The 11,675-nt window shown below is 54.6% G+C and carries 11 protein-coding genes; 7 read left to right on the top strand and 4 right to left on the bottom strand.

Annotated elements, in window-relative coordinates; genetic code table 11:
* Window positions 1-72: 72 nt before the first annotated feature.
* Window positions 73-1,512: a sigma-54-dependent transcriptional regulator gene (locus B5D61_RS08545; protein ID WP_078812909.1), complete on the top strand. Its 1,440-nt coding sequence runs from the start codon at window positions 73-75 to the stop codon at window positions 1,510-1,512.
* Between the two features lie 93 nt (window positions 1,513-1,605).
* Here the strand turns inward: B5D61_RS08545 and B5D61_RS08540 are convergent, their stop codons facing one another.
* On the bottom strand, window positions 1,606-2,064 hold the full coding sequence (locus B5D61_RS08540) for a Crp/Fnr family transcriptional regulator (protein WP_078812908.1): 459 nt from the start codon (window positions 2,062-2,064) through the stop codon (window positions 1,606-1,608).
* Between the two features lie 236 nt (window positions 2,065-2,300).
* On the opposite strand from B5D61_RS08540, the gene B5D61_RS08535 reads away from it, so the two are divergent.
* The 6 genes from B5D61_RS08535 (at window position 2,301) to B5D61_RS08510 (ending at window position 8,238) form a co-directional block, all read left to right on the top strand.
* Window positions 2,301-2,816, top strand: a complete 516-nt coding sequence (locus B5D61_RS08535) for a hypothetical protein (RefSeq protein ID WP_078812907.1) — start codon at window positions 2,301-2,303, stop codon at window positions 2,814-2,816.
* An 81-nt stretch (window positions 2,817-2,897) separates the two neighbouring features.
* Window positions 2,898-4,334 (top strand): Gfo/Idh/MocA family protein, encoded by a 1,437-nt coding sequence (locus B5D61_RS08530; protein WP_176159305.1) that lies wholly within the window; start codon window positions 2,898-2,900, stop codon window positions 4,332-4,334.
* A gap of 142 nt (window positions 4,335-4,476) precedes the next feature.
* A complete protein-coding gene (locus tag B5D61_RS08525; RefSeq protein ID WP_139373144.1) occupies window positions 4,477-5,139 on the top strand; it encodes a discoidin domain-containing protein in 663 nt (220 codons plus the stop codon).
* A gap of 187 nt (window positions 5,140-5,326) precedes the next feature.
* The gene (locus B5D61_RS08520; protein WP_078812905.1) at window positions 5,327-6,562 is read left to right on the top strand and encodes a 2-oxo acid dehydrogenase subunit E2; all 1,236 of its coding nucleotides are present in this window, start codon (window positions 5,327-5,329) and stop codon (window positions 6,560-6,562) included.
* A 52-nt stretch (window positions 6,563-6,614) separates the two neighbouring features.
* Window positions 6,615-7,232: a DUF6580 family putative transport protein gene (locus B5D61_RS08515; RefSeq protein WP_139373143.1), complete on the top strand. Its 618-nt coding sequence runs from the start codon at window positions 6,615-6,617 to the stop codon at window positions 7,230-7,232.
* 55 nt (window positions 7,233-7,287) lie between these two features.
* Window positions 7,288-8,238, top strand: a complete 951-nt coding sequence (locus B5D61_RS08510; RefSeq protein WP_078812903.1) for a ThuA domain-containing protein — start codon at window positions 7,288-7,290, stop codon at window positions 8,236-8,238.
* 116 nt (window positions 8,239-8,354) lie between these two features.
* Here the strand turns inward: B5D61_RS08510 and B5D61_RS08505 are convergent, their stop codons facing one another.
* The 3 genes from B5D61_RS08505 to B5D61_RS08495 all read right to left on the bottom strand — a co-directional run bounded on the left by B5D61_RS08505 (window position 8,355) and on the right by B5D61_RS08495 (window position 11,613).
* Window positions 8,355-9,512, bottom strand: a complete 1,158-nt coding sequence (locus B5D61_RS08505) for an alpha/beta hydrolase (protein ID WP_078812902.1) — start codon at window positions 9,510-9,512, stop codon at window positions 8,355-8,357.
* 39 nt (window positions 9,513-9,551) lie between these two features.
* Window positions 9,552-9,935: an ATP-dependent Clp protease adaptor ClpS gene (locus tag B5D61_RS08500; RefSeq protein ID WP_078812901.1), complete on the bottom strand. Its 384-nt coding sequence runs from the start codon at window positions 9,933-9,935 to the stop codon at window positions 9,552-9,554.
* A gap of 88 nt (window positions 9,936-10,023) precedes the next feature.
* On the bottom strand, window positions 10,024-11,613 hold the full coding sequence (locus tag B5D61_RS08495) for a Do family serine endopeptidase (protein ID WP_139373142.1): 1,590 nt from the start codon (window positions 11,611-11,613) through the stop codon (window positions 10,024-10,026).
* Between the last annotated feature and the right edge of the window lie 62 nt (window positions 11,614-11,675).

Below are 11,675 nucleotides of genomic sequence, written 5' to 3'. Positions count from 1 at the left end.
AGTCTTGGCGTGGCATCATTCGCAAGTTGACGCCATGACCGATTCAAGATAGGAACTTATTGAAATTTACACATGGCAGATACCTCGGACTCTCGAATTCTTATCGTGGATAGTGATCCCGACTTTCTTGTCTGGGCTGCCAGTCACCTAAAAGCGCCGGGAGTCGCCGTTATTACAGCGGAACGTGCCGAAGAGGCATTAGCCAGTTTTCAAAAAAGCCGTGCCGATCTTGTCCTCGCTGAGGTTCGGCTGCCTGGCACCTCAGGCATCGAGTTGCTCAAGCGCCTCCGCCAGACGGATCCCAATGCCATGGTGATCCTTTTCAGTGGGATTGCGTCCACCAGCAATGTGATCGAGGCGATGCGTCTGGGGGCTTACGATGTGCTGGGCAAAGAAAAGCTTCCGTATGAGCTTCGCACCGTAGTGGAAAGCGCCCTCAGGGCAAACGAATCCCGCCGAGTCACCCGTGCACAAGCGGCTGAAATCCCTGCCGAGACGATTCAGGAGACGATCATTGGCCGCTCGGGGCCGATGCAGGACGTGTTTAAAATGATTGGCCGTGTCTCCCGGAGTGACGCGCCGGTCATGGTCACGGGTGAAAGCGGATGCGGTAAGGAATTAGTGGCTCGTGCCATCCATAAGTTCAGCCCCCGGGCTCAAAAGGAGTTTGTCGGCATCAACATCACCTCCATTCCAGACAATCTGATGGAGAGTGAAATTTTCGGCCACGAAAAAGGCAGCTTCACTGGAGCTGTCACTCAACGCATCGGCCGCTTTGAGCAGTGCGATGGAGGCACTCTGTTTCTGGATGAGATTGGCGACATGCCTTTGGCTGTTCAGAGCAAATTGCTGCGCGTTCTTCAGGAAGGTGAGTTTTGCCGAGTCGGTAGCAATCAGGTGCTGAAGTGCGATGTGCGCGTTCTTGCCGCAACGAATAAGGACCTGGAAGCGGAAGTGGCTAAGGGAACCTTCCGTGAAGATCTGTTCTACCGGCTGAACGTCGTGCGCATCCATATCCCGCCGCTTCGGGAGCGCCGCGAAGATGTGCGTCTGTTGGCTGAGTTTTTCCTGCATCGCCAGTCCGCTCGCCGTCGAGGACCGACCATGCGCTTCACCGAAGATGCGCTGGCTCTTCTCGAAGCCTACGACTGGCCTGGAAACGTGCGCGAACTCGAAAACACCATTCAACGTGCCTGCGCGCTTTGTAATTCTGATGTCCTCCTGCCTTCCGATATTCCGTTGGGCAGCACAGGCAGTCGGCATGGTAATTCAGCCACCACCGTCACCCGTATGCGAGATGCACTCACCATGCTGCTCCATACGGCCCAGACCACGCCTGACATCGAGCTCCTCCCTTGGGTGGAACGCGAACTGTCTCGCATGGCTTTTCGCCACTACGAGGAAGATGCTGCAAAGGCCTCTAAATTCCTCGGCATCACGTCCAACGCCTTGCAGGACAATCTTGGCGCACCTGCGGTGAAGAAAGTGCCTGCCACCAAAAAGGCTAGTTAAGCGTTTTATTGCTCGTAAAATTGACCAAACAAAAACGCGGGCTGCTGATAGCCCGCGTTTTTGTTTTTGAAGTCAAGTCTTCGAAAGGGTGCATCAACCGCCATAGAAGCTGGCGATTTTCTCATTCACGGAGCGCAAGCGACGAGCGATGGTCTTACCGACTCCAATCAACAGCCATGCGGCCGGACGAGGATATTCATTGATGTAGGCCTCAAGACTCTTGGAATCAATGAACCAAACTTGGCTAAAATCCACTGCCGTCACGGAGGCACTGGCTGCAGACGGATCCAGCAAATTGATCTCGCCCACCGTTTCACCCGATTGAACACTGCCGAGCAGCACCTTGTGCCCACCTCGCATGGCCGTGGCATGAAGCTTACCTGAAATGATATAAAAAAGGCCTGTCTGGGCCATGCCTTCTTCAATCAGGTGCTGGCCCGGTTGAACAGGACGGAACTCACCGTAGCCACTGAGGATGTCACGATCTTCATCGCCCAAGGGTTCGAGAATTCCGAGAGGGGGAAGTTGGGGGGTAGAGAAATCAGCGCTCATTTTTTCAGGAGAATTTATTTTCTACGAGTTCGGGCTAGCGATGGCAAGCTTCTGTAGAGAAAGAAAGCATGAAATCCGCCATGAATTGAGTCGATAGGCAGGGCAATTCTGTGCCGTTCTCTAAGTTGAGAGGAACAGTTCAGGCCCCCAACCCTCCAGCTTCTAAATTTTGCTGGATTTTCCAAGTGCCCTGTTCAGACTCGCCTCTCCTCTATAGAAAAACCAAGAATAACCACATGTCCGACCATAAATCCTCCTGCTGCACCCGTCTTGACCTTGCTTTCGCGAATCTGATCACACGTCTTTGGGTGGCGATGCGTCTTTTCATGGCTGGTGTGGATAAATTCCGTGCGGGTGATGGTGCCGCAGCCACCTTCAACTCTGCCAACTACGAGACCAAGACAGGATTGATCTCGAAGCTGATGACGGAAAACAGCATGCTTTCCGCGATCCTTCCTCAGTCCGCTATCGAGTCGTATGCTCATAGCATTGGTTATGCTCTGATCGCCGTGGGTATCTGGGCAGCCGTGGGTATTTTCAGCGAGTTCGCTCTCTTTGCCGCCGGTTTGACCTTCCTCTCTCTCGGTTTCGGTCTGGCCGCTCTGCCTGATGACATGGAATTGACGGCTAACATCGGTGTCGGGATCTTGCTGACCGCTATCGCACTTTACACCAACAAGAGCGGTTACCTCTCTGTGGATGGGTTGATCGGTCGTGGCCGCGCCAAAAAATCCGTCTCTTCTGAGGGCTAATCGCAGCTGCACTTCGTAAACTAACGTGAAGCTATGAGTACACCTTCCTTACCAACGAAGCCCAGCGGGCTTTCCAAATTCATGGATCGCCGCTCTTTTCTGCGCACCAGCGCGGTGAGCGGAGCGGGTCTGTATCTTGCGACAAGCAAGAGCGCCATTGCTCAGGGCAGCGAAGCTGGCCGCACCGTCAAGTGTGCCTTGGTCGGTTGCGGAGCCCAAGGCGACCGCTTGCGCGTGGCAGCCTCCAAGATCATGAGCGGCATCCAGTGGGTGGCCGTCTGCGATATTTGGAAATACAATCGTAATCCGGTGGCCCGGCGCATGGAATACGAGAACAAGCACCAAGTCGAAGGTCCTGTGGCTCAGTATGAAACCATCGAAGAGATGCTGGAAAAACAGCCAGATATCGAAGCGGTGTTTATCGCCACTCCTGACCACCTGCACGCTCCTTTCTCCCGCATGTGCTTGGAGAAAGGCAAGTCCGTGTATTGCGAGAAGATGATGTCGAACACCATCGAAGGTGCCCGCGACATGGTGAAAGCTGGCCGCGAAAACAACGGTATTTTCCAGATCGGTCACCAGCGTCACTCCAACCCGCGTTACATCCACCTCCGGGAAAAGATCGTGAAGAATGGCCTTCTGGGTCGTGTCACTCATTGTTACGGTCAGTGGAACCGTGGTGTCGCAGCATCCCAGCCGCTGGGTATTCCGAAAAAGCAGGAAATCCCGAGCGAGATGCTGGCCAAATACGGTTTCGGCAGCATGGAAGAGTTCCGTAACTGGCGCTGGTTTGCCAAATACGGTGGCGGTCCGATTTCCGACCTCGGTGCGCACCAGATTGACATGTTCAACTGGATGTATGAAACGACCCCAGTTTCGCTGTATGCGACGGGTGGTGTCGATTACTACGATGGCACTGCGGGCCCAGATGGCACCCCGAAAGCTAAGTTTGAGCTGCCTGACAACGTCATGTGCTTGTACGAATACAAGCTGCCTGAGGGAGTGATGCGCGCCTACTACCAGGTGCTGACCACTACCGGCAGTCAGGGCTACTATGAAAAGCACATGGGCGTGAGCGGTTCTGCCATCATCTCCGAGAGCCCCACCTACAACCAAGTCTATGCCGAACCTGGACAAGACTGGACCCAGTGGACCACAGGAGATAACCCACTGCTGGTGAAAGCCCCGGACAGTGTGAAGAACAAATTCTGGGAACATACGCGTAGCTGGGTGAAGCCCGCTCCGAAATCCTATGCTGTAACCGGCGTGGCTAAGGCTGTGGCGGATGCTCGTGAATCCAAAGCACTGGATCCATGGGAGATCCCTGTGATCCTTGATGTGTATCCACACACACCTCACGTGGCCAATTTTATTGAGTCCGTGCAGCGCAAGGATCCTTCACATCTGACCTGTAACGTCATGCAGGCCTTCAAGTCCTGCGTGACGGTGCTCAAAGCTTACGAGTGCCTGCGCACTGGCCAGAAGTACAACTTCACGCCAGAAGACTTTACCGTCTAAGTCAGCGAAAAATTCATGATGAAAACTGCAAGTGTGTAGCGTTCCCCAAGACCTGCCATTTGCAGTTTTCAGTTTTTAACTTTCATTTTTCGATCAATTCACCGTTTCTGCGGTCCAAGATACACCAACCTTTCCCCCACACATGAAACACACCACAGTCGCACTCGCTGCCATCGCAGCCCTCTGCACCTCCGTCTCCGCTGAGGACATGGAAGAAATCAAAATCGAGTTTCCGAAACCGATGTTCATCGGGACTCCAGTGCCTGCCAAGTTGCCAAACTTGGAGCAGCCCGATCCGTCCAAGATCGTGAAGTCCTTCATGGCTCCTAAAGGCACCGTCAATCTGGCCCAGGACAAGGAAGTGACCTCCAGTGACCCAGCGCCGATCATCGGTGACCTCACCCTCGTGACTGATGGTGATCCCGATGGTTCTGACGGCTGCTTTGTGGAATTGGCTCCTGGCCCTCAGTGGGTGCAGATCGATCTGGGTGCTCCAACCTCCATCAACAAGATTGCCGTCTGGCACTACCACAAGCAGGCTCAGGCCTACGTGGACGTCGTCGTCCAGGTTTCTGATGACAAGGAATTCAAAACGGGAGTCACCACCCTCTTCAATTCTGACCATGACGACACTCTGAAAATGGGTGCCGGCAGTGATCCTGCCTACATTGAAACCAACCATGGCCGTGTGATCGACGGCAAAAACACCAAGGCTCAGTATGTCCGCCTTTACAGCAATGGTAACACCTCCAACGAGATGAACCATTATTGCGAAGTGGCCGTGTATGGCGTTCCTGGCAAATAAGCCAGGGGCTGTTTAAGCCCTTTCGAGTCCAAGCCGCTGTCAGGTTGACTGACAGCGGCTTTTTTTTGGAAGTTCATGTTGAAAGCCAGGGGGATCCTCCCTCATCTCTAGAGGCTGTTTCTTCGGCACTGCGCTGTCTTGACGAACCGCAGCCAGCTTCCATCTTGCATCCTGTTTCTTTCCCCTCATGCCGACCATTCCTATCCTGATGCCCCAATTGGGCGAGTCCATTGCCGAGGCCACGATTGTTCGCATTCTGATCGAGCCGGGACAGCGCATTGAAGCTGGCACTGATATTTTCGAGGTGGAGACCAACAAGGCCACGATGGCTGTCTCCTCCCCTTGTGCAGGCGAGGTTTCAGGCATCACCGCACTAGTGCAGAAAAGCTATGCTGTAGGCTCCAGCCTTGCTGCCTTTGATGTCTCGGATGAAGATGCGCAATCACTCGGTTTTACCGAAAGCCCTGCGCCGACCGTCACCAGCCAGACGCCCGTGAACATGCCGAGCGCAGATTCACTGCACTTCCAGTTCAATGAAGAGGACAACATCACCGACTACCAACCCAAGGTGGAGCCGGTTGTAGGCGGTGCCTTGCCTGTTCCCGCCGGAGCTACCGGAGCCAGCTACATTTCACCGCGCATGCGTGCCCGCATGAATGAGCTTGGCTTGAACGCCTCAGATCTAGCTGGCATTGCGGGCACAGGAGCGGGAGGACGTGTTACCGTGGAGGATTTCGAAAACTTCCTTCGAGGTCTAGAGCAGCATCGTCTTACCCCGGCTTCACCGATGCGTATTGCTGTGGCAGACTCCATGCGTCGCAGTTGGAGCCGTCCACTCGCGACCGTGGGCAGTCCTGTCATCCTCGATGCTATCCTGTCCCACCGAAAAAAAACCAATCCCAAACCTGGGCCAGCTCTCTACATCATCCGGGCGCTGGCTTTAGCGCTCGCTGAAAACACGGCTGTGGCAGGACGTCTCATCGGCAGTCGCATCGTTCATCCACGTGCGATAGACATCGGATTTGCCGTGGAGGTGGAAGATGGAGTGCTCGTGCCCGTGCTGCGTGAAGTGGAGAAGACTCCGCTGGTGCAGTTGGTCCCCACCTACAACAAGCTCGTTGAACTCGCCCGCGCTCGCCGCCTGCCCATGGACATTAACCGTCCAGGTATCGCGACAGTGACTAACTTTGGAACGTTCGGAATCGTCTGGGCCACTCCTATTCCTCTTCCCGAGCAGAACTTGGTTCTGGGCCTTGGTGCAGGCAGCAAAGTTCCTCACTGGAGTGACGAAGTGAAGCAGTTCATCCCTGTCACGGAAGCTGAACTGACTCTGAGCTTTGACCATCGTATCCTTGATGGCGGCGGTGCTGGGCGTCTGTTGGCCCGCGTCGCTCAATTGCTTCAAGAACCCGAGAAGCTGTAATGTCCGCACCCTGTGGTTGCATGGTCCTCATCTCGACTTATTCTCACCATTCATGAAGTCCTCTTCCCGCTCTGTCCCTTCCCTACCCTGGATTCCGCTGCTGTTGGTTCTGGCAGCTCTGGCGCTGCGGTGGGTAAAGCTCGGAGTCGATGGTATGACCCTGCTTCCCAATTTCGCTCCATGGATGGCTCTCGCATTCACTGGCACCTTGGTTTTCCCGCGGGGTTCCATGCCTTGGTGGGCCTGGCCAGCGTTGTTGATGGGAGTCGACTTTGCCGCCATGGGGGCTCAGATGTGGTCGTTGGCCGATGGTCGAGCTGAAGTATTTCTCACCTATGGTCTGTATGCTGGAGCCGCTTGGTGGGCGGGTCAGATGCGAGGCAAGGTCAATATTGTGCAGACTCTGTTAGGCGTTATTGCCTGTGGCGTGGCTTTTTATGTGGTGACCAACGCCCTCTGCTGGTGGGTGAAACCTTATTACACCAAAGATCTGGCGGGCTTCGTCCAGGCCATGACGACCGGTCTGCCAGCCTTTGCCCCGACATGGACCTTCTTCCGGAATTCCCTGCTCAGTGATTTGGGCTTCAGTGCGCTACTTTTAGCCGCCTACAATGTCGAAGCCAAGGTTCGCTCAGTGCCAGTGATTCACTGGGTGTCCACACCCGCATAAATCTGCGGCGGAGGCTTTACACGTGGGGGCTCTAGCGATAGAAGGGCCACCCACCATGTTTCCGAAAATCCTCGCTCCTTTGGCCTGTCTTGGTCTGGCCGTCAGTCTTGTTTTTGCATCTACGGCTGCCAAGAAGCCGCGCATTCTGTTCTTTACCAAGTCCAGTGGATACGAACACAGCGTCATCTCCTGGAAAAATGGTCAGCCTAGTTTTGCGGAAAAAGTGCTGCTCGATTTAGGTGCCAAGCAAGGCTGGGACTTTGAGTTTTCCAAGGACGGTTCTAAATTTAGCAAAGATTACCTGAACCAATTCGACGCGGTGTTCTTCTACACCACAGGCAACTTGCTTGAAGAAGGCACGGACAAGCAGCCAGCCATGACTGCCGAAGGCAAGCAGGCTCTTTTCGAGTTTGTCAAAAGCGGCAAAGGATTCATCGGGACTCATTCCGCTAGCGATACCTTCCATACCAACAACGAGGCCACCAAAGGCCCGGATCGCTATTTGAATCATGGTGACAAGGCCGACTCCTATGTCCGCTTCCTCGGCGGCGAGTTCATCAAACATGGAGCTCAGCAAGAAGCTAAAAACTCGGTCATCAATCCCAAGTTCCCCGGCTTTGAAAAACTGGGCACGGACTACACCTTCCATGAAGAATGGTATTCTTTGAAGGACTTCACTCCAGATATCCACGTCCTCAGTGTGATGGATGCACCTGCGATGAAAGGTGACGAATACAAACGCCCGCCATTCCCCAGCACTTGGGCACGTAAAGAAGGTGAAGGTCGCGTTTGGTATACCTCTATGGGTCATCGCGAAGACATCTGGACCAACCCCGTGTTCCAAGACATCCTCATCGGCGGTATCCGCTGGGCTCTCGGTGAACTTCAAGCCGATGTCCCAGCCAACCTCCAAGACGTGGCTCCAGGGGCCTACACCAACCCACCCTACGTCGAGCCTAAGCCCCCAGCTCCCAAGCCACAGAAAAAGGAAAAAGCCGCTAAATAAGCCACGGCACCTTTGATCGTATTTAATCACGGCCCGGAATGGCATTCAGATCCTGCTCTGAGCAGATTTTGAATGCTCTCTCCGGGCCGTTTTGCGTCACCGACCCAAGAGATAAGTCACTTCTTCTGTCGGGTCTCCACAGTGATCGGAGAGCTATCGATTTCTGACTCGATGCCCCGCAGATACTTATCGAAAAATTGCTTCAAGCGTTGGTCCAAGAGCTCACTGCGGAAGCCGTGCCCCCCATGAGTCATCTGCTGTAAAATGGATGGCACACCAGCCTTCTTGAGGGCCTCATGAACTTCTTCGCCTTGAGCAAAGGGCACCAAGGGATCTTCCGTGCCATGCGCGGTAAAGAATGGGGCATCACCCGCAGACACATGAGTCACAGGGGAAGCTTCCCGAGCCGTCTCTTCACGCTCAGGAACTGCACCGCCAAGCAGCAAGGCCTCTGGGTATTCCGCGCCCTTGGTTCGGTCAATTTGACTCGGCTGCCGAATCATCGTGAGGAAGTTTTCCGGGCCATAGTAGTTAGCCACACAGGCGACTTTGCTGTTCTGATCCAGATGTTTGCCCAAGGTACCTTCCAACTCTTTCACGTCTCCACTGGTGCCTAGCATAGAGACGAGATGTCCCCCCGCGGAGGAGCCCCAAACCCCAATCTTCTCGGGATTCAGATTGTATTCTTGAGCGTGGGCTTTGATCCAACGAATCGCAGCTTTGCAATCGTGGATCTGGGCCGGCCATCTTGCCTCCCCCGTCAGGCGGTAGCCAATGGAAACACCCGCATACTCGCCGCTGGTCACATAACGCCCGACATTATTAGCACCTGTGGCTTTGTCACCATTGCGCCAACCACCGCCATGAATGAAAACGACAACTGGTAAAGGCTTGTCAGTTTTACGCAGCTTGGGCAAATAGAGATCCAGACGTTGCCGTGGATTTTCGGTATCCGCATAAGGTAAATCGAGCTTGGCCTCGATGCCTTCCAGGAGAGGACGCCGGGCATTCTCTGGTGAGGGTCTTGAAGGTGTTTGGCGACTCATGACCGCCAAGTGCTCTGCCCGAGAGATGAAGCCATCCTTATTGGCATCCACACGATCAAAATTAGGCCTGAGGCGCTCAGGCAGTTCTTCTCGCGTCAGCTTATCATCGCGATTTCGATCCGAGAGATCAAACAGGCGCTTGGCACGCTCTTCTGGGCTGGGAGCCTGTTGGCCTTGAGCCGTGAGGGAGATGATGGTGAGCAATAGGGAGGTGAGCCTGACTTTCATGGCTCTCTAGTAACCCAGCCACCCAACAAAAGTTTCAGTTCATTCCGCAGGTTCCATGGTGGCTTTCATGGAGCCTTGGCTTTCTTTCATGCGCGGGTCTGCTCCGTATTCATGAATCTGCTCCACCCGCAGTTCGGCGAGTTCTTTATGGCATGTCACCACAATGACACGCCCACTCTCATCCACTTCACAGGCCATTTTGTAGCTCTTCAGCAGATCATAGCCGAAAATCGACATCACCATCTCGATGACATAGTCATACGTGTGCGTGTCGTCGTCGTGAAGAATGACGTGAAAGGGCGGTTCCAACTCGGGAAGCGACTTTGGCTGCACTGGAGCAACGCGTGGCCTTTCCGGCAACACAGGCGTTGCGGAGTTGCCACGAGGAGTCTGAAATGAACCTGTCACGGGATCAGTATGCATTCAGATCCAGCTTTCTCAACCCTGCAAAAAGAAAGCCCGTGACTCTCACTCGGAGCCACGGGCTTAGGAGTCTTCGATCTGATCAGAATCAGTTACCGGTCTTCACCATGAAAAGCATGGTATCACCGCCACGATAGACCTTGAGCAAGACATTCTTTTCGCTGCCACGAGCCATTTCATTGGCTTCACCGACAGCGCGGACGTTTTTCTTGTTCACGGACATGATGACGTCCCCTTCTTCAATACCCATACCGGCAGCGCTGCTTTCTGGATCGATCTTGGTCACGATCACCCCGGTGATTTCTTGAGGAATGTCATAACGCTCACGGGTAGCAGGCGTGAGATTCTGCACGGTGACGCCTGGGATGATTTCGGCAATGCTGGTACCAGTGCCGCCTCCGCGCGGACCGTTGTTATTGGATGCGACGGGGGCACCGTTGCCAGGCAGTTCGCCCAGCTTAGCCTTGATCGGCATACGCTGACCGTCACGCAGCACGCTCATGGTCACTTCAGTGCCAGGCTTCTTGCTGCTCACGATCAGACGCAGCTTGCTGCTGCCTTCGACGCGGAGTCCATCCACTGCAGTGACCACATCTCCCACTTCGAGCCCAGCGGCTTCGGCGGGTGAGTCATTGGTCACTCGACGCACCAAGGCTCCGCCCTGATCTTCCAGACCAAAGAGCTCCGCTTTCTCACGATCTAAGTCCTCAAGCTCAATGCCCAGGAATCCGCGGCGAACCGTGCCGCTATCGATCAGGTCCTCAACGATGCGTAGAGCCATATTGACAGGAATGGCGAAACCGATCCCGGCATTCATGCCCGAGCGGGACAAGATAGCCGTATTGATCCCCACCACGCGGCCCAGGGCATCCACTAGAGGCCCCCCGGAGTTACCGGGGTTGATGGAAGCGTCGGTCTGAATGAAGTCTTCATAACCGGCCGTGCGTCCCTGGCTCACAATATTCATGCCACTGCGTCCTAAGGCGCTGACGATGCCCTGCGTCACCGAGCGGTTCAGCTCCATGGGGGCACCTGCGGCCAACACGATGTCACCCACGCGCAGTTTATCGCTGTCACCCAAAATGGCTTGAGGCAGGTTATTGGCATCGATCTTAATCAGTGCCACATCCGTTAGAGGGTCCGTGCCGATAACTTTGGCCACGTAGGTGCGTGTGATACCGCTGTTCTCAACGACGACTTCCAGTTTGTCTGATCCGCCCACCACGTGATTGTTCGTCATGATGTAACCGTCCGCAGAGACGATGAAACCGGAGCCCACGCCATTCGGGCGGGCCGGGGCTTCCTGGCGCGGGTTTCCACGACGATTGCGCGGTTGTTGCTGGTCCTCATCAGGGACACCATCTTCGCCAAAATAACGATAGAAGAAGGGCCGGAGCTGAGGCGGAATGTCTTCGATTTGAGGCTGTTCCTCGGACTTGCCCCCATAGGCAAAGATGGTCACCACGCTGGGGAGGATTTTATCCACCACGGTCGCATAGCTCATTTGTAACTGGCCATTGTTCGGCAGAGAGGAGTTATCCATCTGCAAGCGACCGTGGAATTCTCCTGGTGCCATTTTGGTCTCCGGGCTCTTGATGTCTGCAAAACCCTGGCCCAGGGAAAAGGCCAGCATGCTGGAGTAGGCCAAGATTTGAGTGAGTCGATTGGTGTTTTTCATGGTTTGATAGGTTTTCGAAATGCGTTTCAGCACACAGTCGTGTCTGACGGAAACGTTGAGCG

The organism is Prosthecobacter debontii (assembly GCF_900167535.1).
Lineage (GTDB): Bacteria > Verrucomicrobiota > Verrucomicrobiia > Verrucomicrobiales > Verrucomicrobiaceae > Prosthecobacter > Prosthecobacter debontii.
Note: the sequence above shows the minus strand (reverse complement) of the source record. Positions and strands in the feature narration are given on the sequence as shown.

Bases quoted from the DNA above. Each gene is read 5' to 3' on its own strand.
- B5D61_RS08545 (WP_078812909.1), top strand. From the start codon at position 73: ATGGCAGATACCTCGGACTCTCGAATTCTTATCGTGGATAGTGATCCC.
- B5D61_RS08540 (WP_078812908.1), bottom strand. From the start codon at position 2,064: ATGAGCGCTGATTTCTCTACCCCCCAACTTCCCCCTCTCGGAATTCTC.
- B5D61_RS08535 (WP_078812907.1), top strand. From the start codon at position 2,301: ATGTCCGACCATAAATCCTCCTGCTGCACCCGTCTTGACCTTGCTTTC.
- B5D61_RS08530 (WP_176159305.1), top strand. From the start codon at position 2,898: ATGGATCGCCGCTCTTTTCTGCGCACCAGCGCGGTGAGCGGAGCGGGT.
- B5D61_RS08525 (WP_139373144.1), top strand. From the start codon at position 4,477: ATGAAACACACCACAGTCGCACTCGCTGCCATCGCAGCCCTCTGCACC.
- B5D61_RS08520 (WP_078812905.1), top strand. From the start codon at position 5,327: ATGCCGACCATTCCTATCCTGATGCCCCAATTGGGCGAGTCCATTGCC.
- B5D61_RS08515 (WP_139373143.1), top strand. From the start codon at position 6,615: ATGAAGTCCTCTTCCCGCTCTGTCCCTTCCCTACCCTGGATTCCGCTG.
- B5D61_RS08510 (WP_078812903.1), top strand. From the start codon at position 7,288: ATGTTTCCGAAAATCCTCGCTCCTTTGGCCTGTCTTGGTCTGGCCGTC.
- B5D61_RS08505 (WP_078812902.1), bottom strand. From the start codon at position 9,512: ATGAAAGTCAGGCTCACCTCCCTATTGCTCACCATCATCTCCCTCACG.
- B5D61_RS08500 (WP_078812901.1), bottom strand. From the start codon at position 9,935: ATGCATACTGATCCCGTGACAGGTTCATTTCAGACTCCTCGTGGCAAC.
- B5D61_RS08495 (WP_139373142.1), bottom strand. From the start codon at position 11,613: ATGAAAAACACCAATCGACTCACTCAAATCTTGGCCTACTCCAGCATG.